Annotated in this window: 18 protein-coding genes; 6 read left to right on the top strand and 12 right to left on the bottom strand. The window is 73.3% G+C overall.

From position 1 onward, the window contains the following. Positions 1-98: 98 nt before the first annotated feature. Together AMK21_RS30795 and AMK21_RS30790 are read right to left on the bottom strand one after the other, a co-directional pair. A complete protein-coding gene (locus AMK21_RS30795; RefSeq protein WP_073882445.1) occupies positions 99-1115 on the bottom strand; it encodes a hemolysin family protein in 1017 nt (338 codons plus the stop codon). After that, positions 1112-2449 carry a hemolysin family protein gene (locus AMK21_RS30790; RefSeq protein WP_073882444.1) on the bottom strand — a complete coding sequence of 446 codons (1338 nt, stop codon included), beginning with the start codon at positions 2447-2449 and terminating at the stop codon, positions 1112-1114. The genes AMK21_RS30795 and AMK21_RS30790 overlap by 4 nt, the downstream gene beginning before the upstream one ends. A 245-nt stretch (positions 2450-2694) precedes the next feature. Between AMK21_RS30790 and AMK21_RS30785 the strand changes: the two genes are divergently transcribed. Beyond that, entirely contained in the window at positions 2695-3678 is a 984-nt protein-coding gene (locus tag AMK21_RS30785; RefSeq protein ID WP_073882443.1) for a sporulation protein, read from the top strand. A 71-nt stretch (positions 3679-3749) separates the two neighbouring features. Here AMK21_RS30785 and AMK21_RS30780 read toward each other — a convergent pair whose 3' ends face one another. Both AMK21_RS30780 and AMK21_RS30775 read right to left on the bottom strand, forming a co-directional pair. Further along, positions 3750-4115, bottom strand: a complete 366-nt coding sequence (locus AMK21_RS30780) for a DUF4180 domain-containing protein (protein WP_073882442.1) — start codon at positions 4113-4115, stop codon at positions 3750-3752. Continuing rightward, positions 4108-4614, bottom strand: coding sequence for a helix-turn-helix domain-containing protein (locus tag AMK21_RS30775; protein ID WP_073882441.1), 507 nt, complete (start codon positions 4612-4614; stop codon positions 4108-4110). The genes AMK21_RS30780 and AMK21_RS30775 overlap by 8 nt, the downstream gene beginning before the upstream one ends. A gap of 178 nt (positions 4615-4792) precedes the next feature. On the opposite strand from AMK21_RS30775, the gene AMK21_RS30770 reads away from it, so the two are divergent. The 4 genes from AMK21_RS30770 to AMK21_RS30755 all read left to right on the top strand — a co-directional run bounded on the left by AMK21_RS30770 (position 4793) and on the right by AMK21_RS30755 (position 8830). Next, entirely contained in the window at positions 4793-5227 is a 435-nt protein-coding gene (locus AMK21_RS30770; protein ID WP_073882440.1) for a hypothetical protein, read from the top strand. Positions 5228-5334: 107 nt separating this feature from the next. Further along, positions 5335-6546 (top strand): lycopene cyclase family protein, encoded by a 1212-nt coding sequence (locus AMK21_RS30765; RefSeq protein WP_073882439.1) that lies wholly within the window; start codon positions 5335-5337, stop codon positions 6544-6546. Further along, complete coding sequence (locus AMK21_RS30760; RefSeq protein ID WP_073882438.1) at positions 6543-7259, top strand: class I SAM-dependent methyltransferase; 717 nt, start codon at positions 6543-6545, stop codon at positions 7257-7259. The genes AMK21_RS30765 and AMK21_RS30760 overlap by 4 nt, the downstream gene beginning before the upstream one ends. Next, a complete protein-coding gene (locus tag AMK21_RS30755; protein WP_073882437.1) occupies positions 7259-8830 on the top strand; it encodes an FAD-dependent oxidoreductase in 1572 nt (523 codons plus the stop codon). Before AMK21_RS30760 ends, AMK21_RS30755 begins: the two co-directional genes overlap by 1 nt. 17 nt (positions 8831-8847) lie before the next feature. On the opposite strand, the gene AMK21_RS30750 is transcribed toward AMK21_RS30755, so the two are convergent. The 8 genes from AMK21_RS30750 to AMK21_RS30715 form a co-directional block, all read right to left on the bottom strand. Then, complete coding sequence (locus AMK21_RS30750; RefSeq protein ID WP_073882436.1) at positions 8848-9858, bottom strand: DUF5914 domain-containing protein; 1011 nt, start codon at positions 9856-9858, stop codon at positions 8848-8850. Continuing rightward, on the bottom strand, positions 9855-10877 hold the full coding sequence (locus tag AMK21_RS30745) for a phytoene/squalene synthase family protein (RefSeq protein WP_073882435.1): 1023 nt from the start codon (positions 10875-10877) through the stop codon (positions 9855-9857). Before AMK21_RS30745 ends, AMK21_RS30750 begins: the two co-directional genes overlap by 4 nt. Beyond that, entirely contained in the window at positions 10874-12379 is a 1506-nt protein-coding gene (locus AMK21_RS30740) for a phytoene desaturase (protein ID WP_073882434.1), read from the bottom strand. The genes AMK21_RS30745 and AMK21_RS30740 overlap by 4 nt, the downstream gene beginning before the upstream one ends. Next, positions 12376-13635 (bottom strand): polyprenyl synthetase family protein, encoded by a 1260-nt coding sequence (locus tag AMK21_RS30735; protein WP_079181280.1) that lies wholly within the window; start codon positions 13633-13635, stop codon positions 12376-12378. Before AMK21_RS30735 ends, AMK21_RS30740 begins: the two co-directional genes overlap by 4 nt. A 507-nt stretch (positions 13636-14142) precedes the next feature. Next, a complete protein-coding gene (locus tag AMK21_RS30730) occupies positions 14143-15054 on the bottom strand; it encodes a class I SAM-dependent methyltransferase (RefSeq protein ID WP_073882433.1) in 912 nt (303 codons plus the stop codon). 27 nt (positions 15055-15081) lie between these two features. Continuing rightward, on the bottom strand, positions 15082-16179 hold the full coding sequence (locus AMK21_RS30725) for an NAD(P)-dependent alcohol dehydrogenase (RefSeq protein WP_073882432.1): 1098 nt from the start codon (positions 16177-16179) through the stop codon (positions 15082-15084). A 2-nt stretch (positions 16180-16181) separates the two neighbouring features. Continuing rightward, entirely contained in the window at positions 16182-17567 is a 1386-nt protein-coding gene (locus AMK21_RS30720) for an aldehyde dehydrogenase family protein (protein ID WP_073882431.1), read from the bottom strand. 8 nt (positions 17568-17575) lie between these two features. Then, positions 17576-18337, bottom strand: a complete 762-nt coding sequence (locus AMK21_RS30715) for a (5-formylfuran-3-yl)methyl phosphate synthase (protein ID WP_073882430.1) — start codon at positions 18335-18337, stop codon at positions 17576-17578. A gap of 230 nt (positions 18338-18567) precedes the next feature. Between AMK21_RS30715 and AMK21_RS30710 the strand changes: the two genes are divergently transcribed. Continuing rightward, the gene (locus tag AMK21_RS30710) at positions 18568-18747 is read left to right on the top strand and encodes a hypothetical protein (RefSeq protein WP_073882429.1); all 180 of its coding nucleotides are present in this window, start codon (positions 18568-18570) and stop codon (positions 18745-18747) included. Positions 18748-18943: the final 196 nt, after the last annotated feature.

The following is an 18943-nucleotide window of genomic DNA, read 5'->3' as shown; positions in this document are numbered from 1 at the left end:
AGCTTACGTGTTCGGAAGCGGCCCGTCCGGACGGTGGGCACCGCGAGGGGGAGGCGGCCCGGAACACCGGACCGCCTCCCCCGTGGGCTCTCGTACGGTCAGACCGTGGCGGGGCCGACGAGCTCCTCCAGGACGTCCTCCATCGTCACGAAGCCGATGACCGTCCCCTTGTCACCGGCGACGGCGGCGAGGTGCGTACCGGCCGCGCGCATCGCCGTCAGGGTGTCGTCGAGGGGGGTGTCGATCTCGACCCGGATGACCGGGTGGATCGCGCTCCTGGGCAGCGGCTTGGTGCGCTCCGCGACCCCCAGGGCGTCCTTGATGTGCAGGTAGCCCAGCACTCCGTCGTCCGGCCCGGTCACCGGCAGCCGGGAGAAGCCCGAGGCGACCGCGGCCCGCTCCAACTGCTGCGGGGTGATGCCGAGGTTGACGGTGACGGTCCGGTTCAGCGGGACCAGCACCTCGCCGACCGGCCGGGTGCCCAGCTCCAGGGCGTCCCGCAGCCGCTCGCCGTCGGCCGGGGCGAGAAGACCGGCGTCGCTGGAGTCCTTCACCAGACGGACCAGCTCGTCGTCGGTGAAGACCGAGGCGACCTCGTCCTTCGGCTCCACCTTCAGCAGCCTCAGCAGCATGTTGGCGAACGCGTTGATCCCGAAGATGACCGGGCGCAGCGCCCGGGTCAGGGCCACCAGGGACGGGCCCAGCGCCAGGGCCGTCGCGACGGGCGCGGCGAGCGCGATGTTCTTCGGGATCATCTCGCCGACGAGCATGTGGAGATAGGTCGCCAGGGTCAGCGCGATGACGAAGGCGATCGGGTGGACCAGCGCGTCCGGCACGCCGATCGCGTCGAACGGCGGCTCCAGCAGATGGGCGATGGCCGGTTCGGCGACCGCGCCCAGCACCAGCGAGGAGATCGTGATGCCGAGCTGGGCCGTGGCCATGGCGGCCGACAGGTGCTCGATGCCCCACAGGGTGCTCTTGGCCCTCCGGCTGCCGCGCCGGGCCTCCGGTTCGATCTGGCTGCGGCGCACGGAGATCAGGGCGAACTCCGCGCCGACGAAGAACGCGTTCGTGAGGAGCGTGAGCGCGCCGATGAGAAGCTGAACGGTGGTCATCGGGCGTCCTCCTCCACGAGGGTCAGGGCCGGGGCGGGCGCGGTGATCCGCACCCGGTCGGCCCGGTGGTGTTCGATGTCGAGGACGTCGAACTGCCAGCCGTCGACCTCCACCCGGTCCGTGCGGGCCGGGATGCGGGCGAGCTGGTTGGCCAGCAGCCCGGCGAGCGTCTCGTACGGGCCGTCCGGTGCCCGGAAGCCGATCCGGTCGAGCTGGTCCAGCCGGATGCTGCCCTCGGCCTCCCAGACCTGGCGGCCGTCGCCGAGCGGCTCGGCGGGTGCCAGGTCGGGGCGCTCGTGCGGGTCGTGCTCGTCGCGGACCTCTCCGACGACCTCCTCGACGATGTCCTCGACGGTGGCGACCCCCGCCGTACCTCCGTACTCGTCGATGACGACGGCCATGGTCCGGTGCCGGCGCATCTGCGCCAGCAGCCGGTCCACGGGCAGCGAGTCCGGTACGAGGAGGGGCTCGGTGGCCAGGGCGGTGACCGGGGTCCGGGCGCGCTCGGACTCCTCCAGGGCCAGCACGTCGCGGATGTGCACCGTACCGATGACGTGGTCCAGGCTGTCGCGGTAGACCGGGAAGCGGGACAGGCCGGTGGCCAGGGTGAGGTTGGCGGCGTCGGCCGCGGTGGCGTGGGACTCCAGGGCCCGCACGTCCACGCGGGGCGTCATCACGTTCTCGGCGGACAGCTCCGCCAGGTGCAGGGTGCGGACGAAGAGCTCGGCCGAGTCCTGCTCGATGGCGCCCTGGCGGGCCGAGTGCTGGGCGAGGGCGATGAGCTCCTGCGGGGTACGGGCCGAGGCCAGCTCCTCGGCCGGCTCCAGGCCGAACCGGCGCAGCGCGCGGTTCGCCGTGTCGTTGAGGTGGCGGATCAGCGGGGCGAAGCAGGCCGTGAACGCGCGCTGCGGGCCGGACACGACCTTGGCGACGGCGAGCGGGCTGGAGATCGCCCAGTTCTTCGGGACGAGCTCACCGACGACCATGAGGACGACGGTGGACAGCGCCACGCCGAGCAGGGTCGCGACCGTGGGCACCGCGCCGGCCGGGAGGCCGACGGACTCCAGCGGCGAGCGCAGGAGCACGGCCAGCGACGGCTCGGCCAGCATGCCGATGACCAGGGAGGTCACAGTGATGCCGAGCTGGGCGCCGGACAGCTGGAACGTGAGCCGCTTGGCGGCCTTGAGCGCGCTTTCGGCGCCGCGTTCACCGGCTTGCGCGGCTCGTTCGAGCTCACTGCGCTCGATGGTGGTCAGCGAGAACTCTGCCGCGACGAACACCGCGCACGCCAGAGTCAGACCGAGGGCGAGAAGGAGCAGGAGTACTTCGCTCACCGTGTCACCTCCGTCCCCTGGTGTGCCGGGGCGGGGATGACACGGTTCGTACTGGGAGGCTCACCCATTGCGGTACCGCAGCTCCTTCTCTGTTCGGGTCGTCGGGCTCGACGTCGGGGCGGAGGAAAACCCGCCCTGTAGATAGTAAAGGGGGCGCAAAGCAATGGGGAGTGGCGCGCATCACAGGAGGGGTCGGCTGGGTAGAGAGGTGTTTTCGCCACACGAAGAAGGAGTGGACGCCGGACATGGTGTTCAAGAAGTTGCTCGGAGCCCTGGGAGTCGGCGGTCCCTCGGTCGACACCGTTCTGCAGCCCGCCCCCGCCGTTCCCGGCGGACCGCTCTCCGGCGAGGTCCGACTGCGCGGCGGCGGGGCGGATGTGACGGTCGAACGGATCTCCCTCCTCCTGGTCGCCCGGGTCGAGGTGGAGGGCCACGACGAGGAGCGCGACTCCACGGTCGTCCTCGAACGGTTCACCGTCGGCGGTGGATTCCGGCTCGCGCAGGACGCCGAACACGCCGTGCCGTTCACCGTCACGCTGCCCTGGGAGACCCCGGTCACACAGCTCCACGGCCAGCCGCTGGGCCCCGTTCTCGGGATCCGTACGGAGCTGGAGGTGGCCGGAGCGCGGGACAAGGGCGACCTCGACGCGCTCGCGGTGGGCCCGCTGCCCGCCCAGGAGGCGGTCCTGGAGGCGTTCGGGCAGCTCGGATACGGCTTCAGGTCGGCCGATCTGGAGCTCGGCCACATCCGGGGGACCGGTCAGCGGCTGCCCTGCTACCAGGAGATCGAGATCGTGCCGCCCGCCGGCGAGGCCCACGCGGTGAACGAGATCGAGGTGACGTTCCTCGCCGCGCCGGACGGCCTGGAGGTCGTGATCGAGGCGGACAAGCGGGCCGGGCTCTTCTCCGAGGGCCATGACACGGTGCACCGCTTCACGACCTCGCACCACGCCGTGCCGCAGGCCGACCGCAACGCCGAGGTCGACGCCTGGCTGCAGCAGGTGATCGGCGCCCACGCGACTCACGCGGCGCCGTACCCGTACGCCCAAGGCAGCGGCCACCACGACGACCACCTCCGCTCCGGCCCCGGCACCGGGGCGGTGGTGGCCGGAGTCGCGGCGGGCGCCGCCGTCGGTGTCGTCGGCGCAATGGTCGCCGCCGAGGTGATCGACGAGATCGGCGACGCCTTCGAGGGCGACGACGACGGGGAGGGCGGCGAGGAGGAGTGATTCCTGGTGCGGCCCCGCGCTGACGGCCCACAGGCGCGCCGGTCCGCGCGGGGCCGCACCGCCCGGGCGCGCTACCCGGCCAGGCGGGCGGCCAGGGCTTCCAGGTCGGTCACGAACCAGATGTCCCGGCCCTGGTTGGCCTCGCGCACGAGGTCGGGCAGGGCCGAGCTCGCCGCCAGATGGCGGGTGATGTCCCCGACGACGACCAGCCGGAGCCGGTAGTTGGCGAACTTCTGGAGGATCGCGCCGGCGACCCCGGTGCTCAGGTCGAAGAAGCGGTCGTCCAGCCGCTCCACCGGGACCGCGACCACTTCGGCGCCCTGAAAGGCGGGCCCGATCAGCTGGTCGAGCGCGTCCTGCGCGGTGGAGATGGAGGGGCCGTCCGTGGAACAGGCCAGCACCGGTGTGCCGTGGTGGTCCATCAGGAGGTCAGGCACGGTGCGCCTCGTCTCCGCCGTCGAGCAGCCCGTTCTCCGGGCCGAGTACGCCGTCGATCAGGTGCAGCAGTTCGGCGGTGGCCGCAGCGCCGCCGAGAATCACGATTTTCATCCGGGCTCGTTCCCTGTCGTGGACCGTCTGGACGCGCAGGGGATCCGGTGCGTCCCGGGGGGATTGCGCGCTCGCGGTGACGAAGGTGCTCAGCCGGTGCGCGGCCGCGGGGCCGATCGCGTCGATCTGCACGATGCTCGACACCTCCAGGTGTCCCCGCCCGGCGCCGGCACCGGAGGCCGTCGCACCGGGTGCCGCGTCTGCTGATGCGGCGCTCGAACTGCTGGTCAGAGCCTCGAAGTCCGCCCGGCTGATCCGGTACTGCTTGCCGATCCGGACAGCCTTGAGTCGCCCGTCGCGCACGTAGTTCCGGACGGTCCGCACATGCAGACCCAGCCGTTCGGCCACTTCGCCGATCGAGTACAGCTCGCGTTCCTCACTCTCCATGCTTCCGAAGACTACCTCAAACGTCCCTTCTGAGGAACTTTAAGGGAGCTATGAGGAGTGATAGAGGAAAAGAGGGACCTCTTGGTCCGGGTGGAGCTCACGGCAGGTGTGGTGAGCCCTTGATGAGGAAGGTGGGAGGTGACCCGCCGCTCGGACGTCGACGTCGACGAGGAGATCCATGAACGCCGAAACCCGGCCCCCCGACCCCCGGCACCAACGCCCCGACGGAGTCACCGACACGACCGTCGAGGCCCTCGGCGCCCTTTCGAAGGCGCTGGAGACCACCGAACGGGCCCGCGGCGCCCTTTACACGTTCCATCAGCTCACCGGCAGCGCCGACCTCGGCCTCGACGACGCGGTACGGCTGCTCCGCGAGGCGGGGCACGGGGAGCAGGCCGACCGGGTCCAGCGGGAGATCCTCGGCCGCAACGTCATCCCCGGCCACTGGACCTTCCAGATCGTCGAGGAGTACGACACCACGTACTACGACGTGTTCCGGACGGCCGAGCAGGAGATCCGGCGCGAACTCGCCGAGGGCCGTGACCACCTGTACGAGGCCGAGATGAAGGAAGCCCGGCGCACCCGGGGGCACCCGGACCACAGCGCCACCTGAGGCCGAGTCACGGCGCGTCGCACGCATCCGTCCGGCCCCTCGGTGCGGAAGGATTCCGTACCTGTCCAGCCGGAGGGATCCGTGCCCGTCCAACCGAGAGGGGAGCCGTGCCTGACCCCGACGTCGTCATCGTGGGCGCCGGAGCGGCCGGGCTGAGTCTGGCGTACCACCTGTGCGCGCCGGGCGCCGCCGTCCCGCTGTCGGTCGTGCTCGTCGACGCCCCGCCGGGGCCCCTGAGGCCCCCGCCGCGCACCTGGTGCTACTGGGAGCCGCCGGGCGGCACCTACGAATCCGCGCTCGCCGCCTCCTGGCCGCGGCTGCGGGTGCGGGCGGCCGACGGGACCGCCACGGTGGCCGACCCGTCCCCCTACCGCTACAAGATGCTGCGGTCGGACGCCTTCGAGGCCCTGGTAGGCAGGCGGCTCTCCGGTGCCGCGTCCTTCCGCCGGATCGAGGCCACGGTGACCGCCGTACGCGACGCACCCAACGGCGGCGAAGTCCTGGCGCAGGACGGCCGGGTTCTCGTACGCGGCCGCCGGGTCTTCGACTCCCGCCCGCTCCGCCGTCTGCCGCCCGCCCGCACCACCCTGCTCCAGCACTTCATGGGCTGGTTCGTCCGAACCGAGCGCCCCTCCTTCGACCCCACGACCGCCGACCTGATGGACTTCCGTACGCCGCAGCCCGCACGAGGTCTCTCGTTCGGTTACGTCCTGCCGCTCGACCCGCAGACCGCCCTGGTCGAGTACACCGAGTTCTCGCCCGCCCCGCTGGACACCGAGGGCTACCGGCGGGCTCTGCGCCACTACACCCAGGAGGTCCTGAAACTGGGGGAGTTCCAGGTCACCGCGCAGGAGCGCGGTGTCATCCCCATGACGGACGGTCACTTCCCGCGCCGCGCCGGGCGCTCCGTGCACCGCATCGGCACCGCCGGAGGCGCGACCCGACCTTCCACCGGGTACACCTTCGCGGCCGTGCAGCGGCAGAGCCGGTCCGTCGCCGACCGGCTCCGAGCCGGCCGCGGGCTGAGGATGCCCGCGCCGTACGGGGTCCGGCCCCGCGCGATGGACGCGGTCATGCTGCGGGCGCTGGACAGCGGCCGGGTGGACGGCTCCGACTTCTTCACCCGGCTCTTCAGCGGTGTCCCCGGCGAACGGCTGCTCCGCTTCCTGGACGGCGGCTCACACTTTCACGAGGACCTGCTGATCGGCCTGCGGACCCCGGTCGCCCCCATGCTGCGGACCGTCGTCGAACTCCCTTTCCTGACCAGACGCGAACCACCCCCGCCCCCGCCGACCGGCCACGAGAAGAGCACCCCATGACCCTGTTGCGCGACGACGAACTGTCCGCGGCCTTCGACCACGGCTCCGCCGCCTACGACCGCCTCGTCGCGGCGAGCCCCGGCTACCATGCCCACCTGCGCCGCTCCGCCCGCCGGTTGGGGCTGCCCGACGGCGGGCGCGGGCTGCGCGTGCTGGACCTGGGGTGCGGTACGGGTGCCTCCACGGCCGCGCTCCTCGCCGCCGCCCCGTACGCCCGGATCACCGGCGTCGACGCCTCCGCCGGCATGTTGGACCGGGCCGCGGCGAAGAGCTGGCCGGAGGACGTCGACTTCGTGCACGCCCCCGTCGAGGAGTTGGCTGCGCGGCTGCACCCCGGCTCCTTCGACGCGGTGTTCGCGGGCTACCTCTTCCGCAACCTCGCCGACCCGTACAAGGCCCTCGACCTGGTACGCGGCCTCCTCGCCCCGGGCGGCCGCCTCGCCGTGCACGAGTACACGCTCGGGGGATCGCCCGTCCACCGCGCCGTGTGGAACACCGTCTGCGCCACGGTCATCCAGCCCGCCGGGCGCCTCGCCGGGGACGCCGAGCTCTACCGCCATCTCCGGCGCAGTGTCGTCGAGTTCGACACGGCACCCGCGTTCGCCAGGCGGCTGCGCCGCGCCGGGTTCACCGACGTACGCGTCCTCCCGCTGCCCGGCTGGCAGAGAGGGATCACCCACACCTTCGTGGGCCGCGCGGGGGAGGAGGCGTGATGTTCCTGCGCGACAGCGACAGCGACAGCGGCACAGGCCACCGGCGCGGCCGGGACCGGCAGGCGGCCGTGGTACCCGCCCCCGGAGGCCGCGCCCGCTTCACGGGACAGGCCGCCCCCACCGCGGCGGTCGTCGGCGGCGGCATCGCCGGACTCGCGGCGGCGACCCTGCTGGCTGAGCGCGGCGTACGCGTCACCCTCCACGAGCGCGAACCGAGCCTGGGCGGACGGCTGGCCGGCTGGCCCACCGAGCTCGCCGACGGCACGGACGTCACCATGAGCCGGGGCTTCCACGCCTTCTTCCGGCAGTACTACAACCTGCGCGGCCTGCTGCGCCGGGTCGACCCGGGCCTCGACTCGCTGACCCGGCTCCCCGACTACCCCCTGCGCCACAGCTCCGGCCTCCACGACAGCTTCGCCCGGGTGCCGCGCACCCCTCCCCTCAGCGCCCTGGGCTTCGTCGCCCTCAGCCCCACCTTCGGCCTGCGCGACCTGGCCCGGATGAACCCGCGCGCCGCCCTCCCGCTGCTGGACGTCCGTGTGCCCGAGGTCTACGACCGCCTCGACGGCGTCAGCGCCCATGACTTCCTCACCCGCATCCGCTTCCCGGAAGCCGCCCACCACCTGGCGTTCGAGGTGTTCTCCCGCAGCTTCTTCGCCGACCCGCGCGAACTGTCGGCGGCGGAACTGGTACTGATGTTCCACATCTACTTCCTCGGCTCCAGCGAGGGCCTGCTCTTCGACGTCCCCGACGAGCCGTTCCCCTCCGCCCTGTGGGACCCGCTCCACCGCTACCTGGAAGGCCACGGCGTCGACGTACGGACACGGACACCGGTCCGCCGGGTGCGGCCGCTGCCCGACGGCGGGCTGGACGTCACCACGGACGACCGCACCACGCGGTACGACGCCCTCGTCCTGGCCCTGGACAGCGGCGGCCTGCGCCGCGTCGTCGGCGCCTCGCCGGAGCTGGGCGACGCCGAGTGGCGGGCCAGGATCGAACGGCTGCGCACCGCACCGCCGTTCCTGGTGTCCCGGCTCTGGCTCGACCGGCCGGTGGCGTACGACCGGCCGGGCTTCCTGGGCACCAGCGGCTACGGCCCCCTGGACAACGTCAGTGTCCTGGAACGCTGGGAGGGCGAGGCCGCCCGTTGGGCCCGGCGCACCAAGGGCTCGGTCGTCGAACTGCACGCGTACGCCGTCGCACCGGACGCCGACCGGGGAGCCGTACAGACCGAGGCCCTTCGGCAACTGCACCGCATCTACCCGGAGACGCAGAGCGCCCGCATCGTCGACGAGCGGCACGAATGGCGGGCGGACTGCCCGATGTTCCCCGTGGGCGGCTACCGGGACCGGCCGGGCGTGCGCAGCCCCGACCCCGCCGTCATGGTGGCCGGGGACATGGTCCGCACCGGGCTGCCGGTGGCGTTGATGGAACGCGCGGCCACCAGCGGATTCCTCGCCGCGAACGCCTTGTTGGAGCGGTGGGGCGTACGCGGGCAGACGCTCTGGACCGTCCCGCGTGCGGGGCGCTCGGCGGCGATGCGCCGACTGGCGGCGCTGGGGGCCGACTGACGTAAGGGCCGCGGACCTCAGCCCGGGAAACGTCCGTCGGCGCGGAGCTCCCAACGCCTCTCCGCGTACGCCAGGTCGTCCCGCCACAACCGGCCGGCCGAGGCACGCATCAGCGGGCGCAGCAGCGGCGCGGCCGCCCGGGCCACGGCGAACCCGCGACGGTCCGACGCCGCGACCAGCGCCTCCGTCACGGCGGTGCGGGGCCGCCCCCGCTCGTCCGGGGCCAGGGGAGTGGCGTGCGTCTCCACCACGGACCCCGCACCCTCGCCCTCGACGATGTGCATGACGACCGTACGGGGCTCGGGCGCCGTGAACCGCGCCCTGACCGGGACGACCAGGCGCCCGGCCACCTTGAAGGAGACGTCGACCATGAACCCGTCGTCGTCATCCGGGGAGTCGGCGGGCGTCCCGGTGACCGTCAGATCCACGAAGGAGTACGGGTGGAACCACGCCCCGTGCCACGGGTCGAGGCGGTTGGCCACCACGTCCTCCGGCTCGCAGCCGCCTACGCCCGCGTAGACCGCCTCCACGGCGTCCCGGACCCTCGGCCGGACCGGAACGTACGGCCGCTCCGAAGGCGTCTCGCCGCCCACCCGGTCCAGCCGCACCCAGAGCAGGACCCCGTCGTCGAAGGCCGGGTAGGGCTCCCACCCGGCGAACGGCCCGCCGTCCAGGGCCAGCCCGTGCCAGTGGCAGACCAGCGTGCCGCAGCGGACGGGGCTGTCGCGCAGTGGCGCCCCCAGGTGCGGGCACGCTCCCGGTCCGGTGCGGAGCTTCCCCTCGCCGTCCCGCCACGCGACCACCTCGGTGGAGCCGACCGTGACGCCGAGGGTCCGGCCCGGAGGAAGGTCGCGCGAGGCGCCGATGACGTACCAGTTGCCGGACGGCCGGGCCTGCGCCCGCTTGAGGGCGTCCGCGATCAGCCCCGGCTTCGCCTCCCGCCACGTCGGCGCCTGCCGCTCCCACGGGACGGGCGCGCGCCGCAGCCGCAACGGAATACGGCCGGGGCGTCCCGCCGCGGGGCTCATACCGCCTCCTCCCGTACAGGGGCCTCGCGCGGCCGGGACGACGGTGAGGAACAGGAGGGTCCCGCGACCGGTACTTCCCCGCCAGTGCGGCTCACCGCGCGTGCGGCGACCGCCCGCACCAGCCCGTCCAGCGCCACCACCGCCCGCCGTCGGCGCGGCACGACCGACCGGCGGTGCAGGACCGCGTACCCGTCGGATTCGATCGCGTCGAGGATGCCGCTGTACAGCACGAACGCCGTACGGATGCAGGGCCGCGACACCGGGGCGAGCATCGCGATCCCGGGCAGGGCATCGAGGTACACGGCCCGGTTGCGGGCGGCCGCGGCCCGCAGGACGTCGGTGATCCGCGCGTCCCGGGCCCCGGTCCTCCGGCTCCACTCGAAGCGCTCCCGGTCCACCCCGTGCGAGGCCAGCAGCTCGGCCGGCAGATAGAGCCGGCCCCGGTCCAGGTCCTCGCCCACGTCCCGCAGGAAGTTGGTCAGCTGGAAGGCGACCCCGAGCGCGGCCGCGTGCGGAGCGGCCTCCTCGCGTGGCCCCACCGTCCCGAGCACCGGCAGCATCTGGAGGCCGATCACGGCGGCGGAGCCGTGCATGTACCGGCCGAGCTCCTCGTACGAGGCGTACCCGCCGACCGTCAGATCGCTGCGCATGGAGGCCAGGAAGTCGGTGAAGTGCCGCCGGTCGATGCCGTAGCGCCGCGCGGTGTCGGCGAGCGCGCGGATCACCGGCTCGGTGGCCTGGCCCCGCCGCGGCCCTGCCTCCAGCTGGGCCTCCAGAGCGAGCAGGGCGCGGCCACGCTCCCCGGGGGTGGCCGTGGAGTCGAGATCGTCCACGATGTCGTCGGCCCAGCGGGCGAAGCCGTACAGGGCGTGGACGGCCGGGCGCCGGTCGACGGGCAGGAGCCGTGTCGCGAGGAAGTACGTCTTGCCGTGGCGCGCGTTGAGCTCGCGGCAGCGGGCGTACGCCGCGCGGAGGGCGGGATCGTGGATGCCGGCGGCGTCGAGTTCACGGACGGTCATGCAGCAGTGCCTCTCCAGTCGGTACGGGGGCCGGTGATCCTCTGAGCGGCCAGCTTTCCGGAGATCAGGACGGTCGGCACGCCTACGCCGGGCGTGGTGCCGCATCCCGCGAGGACGGCGTTGACCGTGCCCCGCACCAGGTTGCGCGGGCGGAACGGGCCGGTCTGCGGAAACGTGTGGGCCACGGAGAACGGGGTGCCCGCCGCATGCCCCTGGGCGGTCCAGTCGACCGGCGTGACCAGCCCCTCCTCCTCGATCGCCGCGCCGAGCCCGGGCATCTCGCGGCGCTCCAGCTCGGCCAGGAGCTCGTCCCGGTAGCGGGGCCCCAGCTCCCGCCACTCCCGTACGCCCGGCCCGACCTCGGTGTTCGGGCAGGGCGCCAGCACGTAGTGGAGGTGTTTGCCGGGCGGGGCGAGGGAGGGGTCGGTGGCGGTGGGCCGGGTGATGAGGAGGGAAGGGTCCGACATCAGCTCCCCGGTCCGGGTGAGTTCGCGGAAGGTGCTCTTCCAGGCCGCGCCGAACGAGATGGTGTGGTGCGCCAGATCCGGCCAGGTGCGGTCCGTGCCCGCGTGCAGGATCACCGCCGACGGTGAATGGCGCAGGCTGAGGGGCCGGTGCGGGCTGCGGCCGAGGAGCCGGTAGGTGACGGGGAGGTCGGGGGTGAGGACCACCGCGTCGCAGGGGATGCGCTCCTGGTCGGTGACGACGGCGGTGACGCGTTCACCCGAACGCTCCAGCCGGGTCACGGTCTGCCCGTACCGGAACGAGGCCCCTGCGTCGGCGGCCGAGTAGGCCATCGCCCGGGGCAGCGCGTGCATGCCGCCCTTCGGGAAGTACACCCCGGCGATCGTGTCCATGTACGCGATGACCGCGTACGCGGCGAGCGCCCGGGCCGGCGGGACACCCGCGTACAGCGCCTGGAACGAGAAGACCCTGCGCAGCCGTTCGTCCGAGACGAAGTGCCCGATCCGGGCGTCGAGTCGGCCGAAACCGCCGAGGGCGGCGAGCCGCGCGAGGTCGGGGTGGGCGAGCTGGAGCGGTGAGTCGAAGTTGGCGTCGATGAAACGGCGCATCTGCACCCGGTAGAGGCGCTCCAGCCAGACCCTCAGCCGCCGGTAGCCGACCGCCTGCCGGGCCCCCGCGAACTGCTCGACCGCGGCCTCCATCGCGGCCCCGTCGGTGTGCACGTCGAGCTGGGACCCGTCGGCGAACCTGGCCCGGTAGGCGGGGTCCAGCGGGATCAGCTCCAGCCGGTCGGCCAGCCGGTCCCCGACCGCGGCGAAGGCCTCATCCACCAGGTCCGGCATGGTCAGCACGGTCGGACCGGTGTCGATGCGGAAGCCGCCCGACTCCAGCAGCCCGGCCCGGCCACCGGGCCCGGAGTCCCGCTCGACCACCGTGACCCGGCGGCCCGCGCCGAGGAGGTGGAGCGTCGCGGCGAGCCCCGCCAGACCGGCGCCGACCACCACCACGTGGTCGACGGGCCCCTTGACCGTGATCACCGGACACCTCCTCCTTCGGTCGCGGACAGGGCCCGGGCTGCTGCCGGGCTGTCGTGCCCGCCCGGGTCGTCGGGGGTGGCGGAGCCGTGCCCGGACGGGTCTCCGGAGACGGTGCGCAGCAGGCTGAGCAGCTGCCGGCCGCCGTGTGCGTCCACGTCGACGGCCTCGCCCAGACGGTGTACGGCGTGGTCGCGGAGGCGCTCCGCCTTCCGCTCCACATGGGCGCGTGCGCCGGTCGCCTCGAAGACTCCGCGTACGTCGGCGAGGCCCCCCTCGGTGACGCCGGCGTTGCCCACGGCCTGGCCGAGGACGGCCAGCGCCCTTTCGTCGCCTGTGGCCTCGGCCCGCTCCCGGGCGACGGCGAGGAGGTAGGTCGGCTTGCCCTCACGGATGTCGTCGCCGGACGGTTTCCCGGTCCGCGCCGGGTCTCCGAAGACCCCGAGCAGATCGTCCCGGAGCTGGAAGGCGATCCCGGCGCACCGGCCGGCCGAACGCAGTGCGGCCGTGGTGCGCTCATCGGCGTCGGCCAGGGCGGCCCCGATCGCCAAGGGCCGCTCGACGGAGTACAGGGCGCTCTTGAGACAGGCGGTCCGTATCGCCCGCGCCGCCGAGGAGCCACCGGTGGCCTGGCCGTGCAGGTCCAGGTACTGACCCGCGACCATCTCGGTCCGCAGGGAGCGCCAGATGGCTCCGATCCGCTGTCGTACGGGGGTGGGCAGCGCAGTCTCCGCGACGGTGTCGTCGGCCCAGGCCAGTGCGAGGTCCCCGGCCAGTACGGCGGCGGAGGTGCCGAACGCGGAGCCCCGCTCCGAGTCCGGGGACAGACCCGCCCGGCCCGCGAGGCCGATGTGCACGGCGGGTTTGCCCCGGCGCAGGCGCGAGCGGTCCATCACGTCGTCGTGGATGAGCGCGCAGGTCTGGATGAGCTCCAGCGCGACCCCCAGTCGCAGCGCGGCCGCGGTGGCACCGGGGTCCGCCGAACCGCAGGCCCGCATCCCCCACCACAGGAGCCGGGGGCGCATCCGCTTGCCCCCGTCCAGCGTGAAGTCGGCGACCCGCCCGGCCAGGTCCCCGGAGAACGAGGCGTCGATCTCGGACGCCTGGGCGACCCGTTCCGCGAGGACCGCTCGTGCGGTGCGCAGGACGGCGCCTGCCACGTCCGCGTCGACGGCCCCTGCCGCCGTGGCCGACGCTCCGGGGGCCGCCGGGAGCGGGCAGGCGGCGAAGGAGTGTTCCACGGCCGGGATGCGGGCCATCTCACGTCCTTCCGGTCAGGTGGGCGGCGAACCGTTCGCCACTCCTTCCGCACACGTACCCCGTTCGGATGCGGTGAGGCAGGACTGATCGGGCGCGTGGGCCGAGCGGGGAAGGAGAGCGGTGGTCAGAGACGATCACGACAGCGGCATGCTTCCGGCGGAGAAACACCCGGGAAGCTGGCCCGGGAGGTGTCGGCCCGCCCGTTCGGCCTACGGGAAGCGGCCTGTGCGAACCGGGGGAGCGGGCTCGTGGCTCTCGTAGGGGCCTGACGGCGCGAGGCGGGGCGAACGGCCGGACGGCCGGTCACCTGGGGGCGAGTTGCCTGCGGTGACCGGCCGTCCGGGGAGGGTGTACGGGCCGACGCGGGTCAGCGTACGTCGACGTAGTGGGTGCCGGTCCCGAGCTTGCCGTCCTTGGGACCGTGCCGTCGCGCTGACGGCCACGTACCTTCTCCGCCTGCGCGACGCACGACGGTGACGGACCTCCCCGGGTGCCGCGGTCCGCGTCTACGTCCGCAGCGGCTTGTCCGCGAACACCCACCGGTTGCCCGCCAGCGCGTCGTTCTGCTCGGGCAGCGGACCGCGGCCGTGCCGACGGGTGAAGTCGAACGGGGTGTGGACCGCGGTGGACCAGCCCTTGTCCACCAGATCCCCGGCGGAGTCGGGCCGTGGCTCCCTGTCGAACAGGTCCAGCAGGTCGATGCCGAGCTGGCGGTGCGTCGACGTGTAGAGCGGGCTGTCGCGGTACTCCAGCAGGTCCTTGTCGAGCTTGACCTCGAAGGCCAGCGCGCTTCCCCCCGTGCTCAGCCGGTCCACCGTATCGATGAGGTAGCTCTCGGCGGCGGGGGGCAGATAGAACAGCAGCCCCTCGACCAGCCAGACGCTCGGCGCGGCCGGGTCGAAGCCGGCGCCGGGCAGCGCACCGGCCCAGTCGGCGCGCAGATCCATCGGGAGCGGCACGCGCACCGCCTTCGGGGTGGCCGACAGTCCGCCGAGCACCTGGTGCTTGAACGCCAGCACCTCCCCCCGGTCGATCTCGAAGATCACACAGCCGGGAGGCCAGTCGAGCCGGAACGCGCGCGAGTCCAGACCCGCCCCGAGAAGGACCACCTGGCGGACGTTCCCCGTATGCACCGACCGCAGAAGGAAGTCGTCGAGGACCCGGGTCCGCAGCCCGAAGTACCGAGCGAACCGTCCCCACAGCGGGTCCGTGTCCCCGTCCGGAACCTCCCGCAGGTGCACCGGCCAGCCCGCGGACGCCGGTGCGGCGCGCACGAAGTGCTCCGCGTAGGCGTCCTGCGCCAGGCTGTCGGGGCGGTGCGTCTCGATCGCCCGCGCCGCGGCGACCAGAAGCGCGGTCACACCGACCCCTCCTGCCACACCCTCCACACCGGTGTTCCGGTGCGCTGTATCGACCATGTGCACTCCTCTTGGTGCGAGTAGAGATCACGCCTGGTGCGGAATCAGGACCGGTTTGACCACGAGGCCCGCCTCGCAGTCGCGTTCGGCCTCGTTGATGTCGGCGAGCGGATACGTACGGATCAGCTGGTCGAAGGGGAAGCGCCCGGCCTGCCACAGCCCGGTCAGCCGTGGGATGAGCAGCCCCGGCACCGCGCCCCCCTCGCAGATGTGGGAGATCTTCCGGCCCCGGTCCAAGGTCCCCGGTTCGAGCGGCAGCGCGGTGTGCAGCCTTGCCACCAGGCCGAGATGGCCGGTCGGGCGCAGGGCCCGGAGCGCGTCGTTGATCAACTGAGCGGAGCCCGTGGTGTCCAGGGCGTACTGCGCGCCGCCGTCCGTCAGCCGTCGGACGCGGTCCGGTAGATCGGCGGAGTCCGAGTGCACCGGGACCGCGTCCAGCTTCTCGGCGAGGGCGAGCCGTTCGGGATGCCGGTCGACCGCCACGGCCACCGCCCCGGCAGCGGTCGCCGCCATGACCGCGGCCAGCCCCACCGCCCCCGCGCCGTAGACCGCGACGGTGTCTCCGGGGCCCGCGCCGAAGGAGTTGAGGACCGCCCCTGCCCCGGTGAGGAAGCCGCAGCCGAGCGGCCCGAGCAGGGCGAGGGGCAGCGAGGGATCGACGCGTACGGCGTTGCGGGCCGGGACCACCGCGTACGCGGCGAAGGAGGACTGGCCGAACCACCGGGGGGCCAGAGCGCCCCCGGCCGCGTCGGTGAACCGGGCCGCCTTCTCCGGGCGCCCGCCGAAGAGATTGAGCGGGGCGAACCGGTCGCAGTAGGCGGGGGCCGCGCCCAGACAGCTCCGGCAGTGCCCGCAGGAGTCGAAGCTCAGCACGACATGGTCGCCTGCGGCGAGGCCGGTGTCCGGGCCGCCCGTCTCCACCACCACCCCGGACCCCTCATGGCCGAGCACCGCCGGCAGCGGTGAGCGGCCCGCCGAACGCCGGACGGCCAGATCGGTCCGGCACATCCCGCACCCCGCGATCCTGACCAGGATCTCGCCCTCGGCCGGCCCCGAGCTCAGGACCACCTCCTCCACGGCGAACGGCTCCTCGTACGAGCGCAGTACCGCCGCACCGAATCTCATCGTCAGACCTCCCGCGGACGGTGGACGACGAACGGCCTGAGGTTCCCGTAGAGCCCCCACGCCCCGCCCGCGACGCCGACCCCGCTGTCCTTGATGCCGGCGAAGGGCTGGGCGAGGGACAGTTCGGCGTGGTGGTTGACCCACGCCGTCCCGCACTCCAGCCGGTCGGCCACCGCCCCGGCCCGGTCCAGGTCGGTCCCCCACACCGAACCGCCCAGCCCGAAGCGGGTGGCGTTGGCCGCCTCGACGGCTTCGTCGAGGCTTCTGTACGGCAGCACCGGCAGGACCGGGCCGAACTGCTCCTCCGTCACCACCGGACTGCCGGGCGGCACATCGGCCAGGATGGTCGGGGCGTAGAAGTAGCCCGGCCGGTCCAGCCGGTGGCCACCGGCCACGGCACGGGCCCCGTCAGCCAGGGCCCGGTCCGTGCACCGCTCCACCCGGGCCAGCTGGGCGGCGTTGTTGAGGGGCCCCAGCTCCGTGCCCGGGTCGAGACCGGACCCGACGACGACGGTCTTCGCCCGCTCCGCGAGGGCCTCGACCACCTGGGAGTGTAGGTGGGCCGGGGCGTACACGCGCTTGACCGCCATGCACACCTGCCCGCAGTTGCGGAACGCCGCCCAGAACAGCCGGTCAGCGATCCGCTCCACGTCCACGTCGTCCAGCAGGACGGCGGCGTCGTTGCCGCCCAGTTCCAGGGTGACCCGGGTGAGGCCGGGCGCCGCGGCCTCCGCGACGGCCCGCCCGGTGGGCACGGAGCCGGTGAACGTCACATGGCGGATACCCGGGTGTGACGCCAGGAGGGTGCCGAGGGGCTCGCGGCCGGTGACGATCGTCAGCACGCCCTCGGGAAGGGCGGCGGACAGGACGGATCCCAGCAGCCGGGTGGCGAGCGGTGTGAAGGGGGAGGGCTTGAGCACCACCGTGTTGCCCGCCGCGAGCGCGGGCACGAACTTCGCCGAAGCGAGCTGGAGGGGGAAGTTCCACGGGACGATGGCGGCGACCGGACCGAGCGACCGCCAGCGGACCTCGCTGTGCACCGGCCTTCCGTCCGCGATCGTCCGGACCTCGGGGGCCATACCGGCGAAGTGGCGCAGCCGGGCCGCCGTACGGGCGATCTCCGCGTACGACTCGGCCAGGGGCTTGCCCTGTTCCCGGGTGAGCAGGGGAGCGAGCTCCGCCCCGGCCGCCTCCACGGCGTCGGCCGAGGCGAGCAGGGCGGTGGCCCGGGCGGCGGGGTCGGACCGCCAGCTCCGCCACGCCTCGTGGCCCCGGGCGACGGCGTCGTCCAGCTCATCCGGCCGCTGGTCGGGCGCCTCACCGAAGGCCTCTCCCGTCGCCGGATCGAGGACGGCGAAGCGCTCGCCGCCGGGTTCGCGGTGTCCCATGCCGGCGGTCAGAGCGCGGTCGCGGCGGTCGCGGCGGTCGCGTGCTCCCGGGCGTGCCGGTCCATCTCCGCCCGGAAGGCGGCCACCAGCCGCGGCTGGATCCTGCCGGAGTTGCGGTCGCCCCCCTCGCAGACCGCCCCGCGCACGCCCACGATGTCCGTCCCGATGCTGGTCAGCGTCGCGAGGTCCTCCGCCTTCACGCTGCCCGCCAGGGCGGCGAGCAGACCGGCCTCGTGGGCCAGCCGGACGAACTCCGCGCACGCGGCCGGCGGAACATGGTCGAAGAGCCGGGTCCCGTCCTTGACCGCGGTGTCGAGCATCGCCGCGTCGGAGCCGGAGCGGCGGGCGATGTCGGGCAGCGCGAGCGGGTTGACGCAGCCGATCCGGTGGGCGTCGGCGTACCCCGAGGCGACGACGAACGCGTCCGGCCGGTAGTCCTTCACGGCCCGGACGACCCCGCTCATGACCTCGATGGCCTGGTCGGGCGTGGTGCATCCGTAGAGGCCGACCTTGATGTACGTGGCTCCCGAGACGGCCGCGCCGAGCGCCGCCTGGGCCACCGTGCCAGGCTTGTACGGTACGTCCCCCACGGTCGCGGAGACCGGCTTGTCCGCCGGGACCGCTCCGCGGATCGCCCTGATGACCCACGGGTAGTTCGCGCCGAGCGAGCCCTCGTCGGGCTTCTTGACGTCGACGATGTCGAGATGCTCCGCCGCCTTCGCGCACTCGAGGGCCTCTTCGACACCGTCGGGGGAGATGAGAAGCAGCAACGTGGATTCCTTCCACCGCATGGCCACCCGCCGAAGGGCGGGTGCGCGGATTCGCCGGGATCTTGTGCGGTCGGCTCATCCTCGCCGCGCCCCGAGGCCCCCGGCAGGGCGCGCGGGATGGCGAACGGGGCACTGCCGCACGCGCTCACGCCCCTGTGACGCGCCCTCGGCTGTCTAACTCCGTGATTCGTGGGCACACGGCTCTCACCACACTAGGAAGGGAATCACCCATGCTCGGTATAGCCGCGGCAGTTCTGTTCTTCATCGCCTTCCTGATCAACGCGGCGGACATCTCGACGAACGAGGTGTTCGCATCGACGAATGTCATGCTCATCGGTCTGACCCTGCTCGCCCTGCACGTTGCAGGAGTCGGTTCCGGCCTGCGTACCGGAGCGTCGCGCAGGCGCTGAAGCAGGAGGAACGCTTGTCAGGGCGGGGCCCCGCACGGCTGTGTGCGGGGCCCCGCCCTGTTGCGCGCCGCGGCCCCTGTCGCCGCCCTGCCACCCGACAGGGTTTCGCAGGTGTGAACGGATCGGGCAGGGGAACTCGGTACGTCGGCCGGGTCCGAAGACCGGTCACGCCGTGCGACCTCACGATTGGCGCCCC

Source organism: Streptomyces sp. CB00316, from assembly GCF_001905595.1.
Lineage (GTDB): Bacteria > Actinomycetota > Actinomycetes > Streptomycetales > Streptomycetaceae > Streptomyces.
The sequence above is the reverse complement of the archived record's forward strand: the minus strand, read 5'-3'. Positions and strand labels throughout refer to the sequence as shown.

Excerpts from the sequence above, each read along its gene's own strand:
- AMK21_RS30795 (WP_073882445.1), bottom strand. The coding sequence starts at position 1,115 with ATGACCACCGTTCAGCTTCTCATCGGCGCGCTCACGCTCCTCACGAAC.
- AMK21_RS30785 (WP_073882443.1), top strand. The coding sequence starts at position 2,695 with ATGGTGTTCAAGAAGTTGCTCGGAGCCCTGGGAGTCGGCGGTCCCTCG.
- AMK21_RS30775 (WP_073882441.1), bottom strand. The coding sequence starts at position 4,614 with ATGGAGAGTGAGGAACGCGAGCTGTACTCGATCGGCGAAGTGGCCGAA.
- AMK21_RS30770 (WP_073882440.1), top strand. The coding sequence starts at position 4,793 with ATGAACGCCGAAACCCGGCCCCCCGACCCCCGGCACCAACGCCCCGAC.
- AMK21_RS30760 (WP_073882438.1), top strand. The coding sequence starts at position 6,543 with ATGACCCTGTTGCGCGACGACGAACTGTCCGCGGCCTTCGACCACGGC.
- AMK21_RS30755 (WP_073882437.1), top strand. The coding sequence starts at position 7,259 with ATGTTCCTGCGCGACAGCGACAGCGACAGCGGCACAGGCCACCGGCGC.
- AMK21_RS30750 (WP_073882436.1), bottom strand. The coding sequence starts at position 9,858 with ATGAGCCCCGCGGCGGGACGCCCCGGCCGTATTCCGTTGCGGCTGCGG.
- AMK21_RS30745 (WP_073882435.1), bottom strand. The coding sequence starts at position 10,877 with ATGACCGTCCGTGAACTCGACGCCGCCGGCATCCACGATCCCGCCCTC.
- AMK21_RS30735 (WP_079181280.1), bottom strand. The coding sequence starts at position 13,635 with ATGGCCCGCATCCCGGCCGTGGAACACTCCTTCGCCGCCTGCCCGCTC.
- AMK21_RS30730 (WP_073882433.1), bottom strand. The coding sequence starts at position 15,054 with ATGGTCGATACAGCGCACCGGAACACCGGTGTGGAGGGTGTGGCAGGA.
- AMK21_RS30725 (WP_073882432.1), bottom strand. The coding sequence starts at position 16,179 with ATGAGATTCGGTGCGGCGGTACTGCGCTCGTACGAGGAGCCGTTCGCC.
- AMK21_RS30720 (WP_073882431.1), bottom strand. The coding sequence starts at position 17,567 with ATGGGACACCGCGAACCCGGCGGCGAGCGCTTCGCCGTCCTCGATCCG.
- AMK21_RS30710 (WP_073882429.1), top strand. The coding sequence starts at position 18,568 with ATGCTCGGTATAGCCGCGGCAGTTCTGTTCTTCATCGCCTTCCTGATC.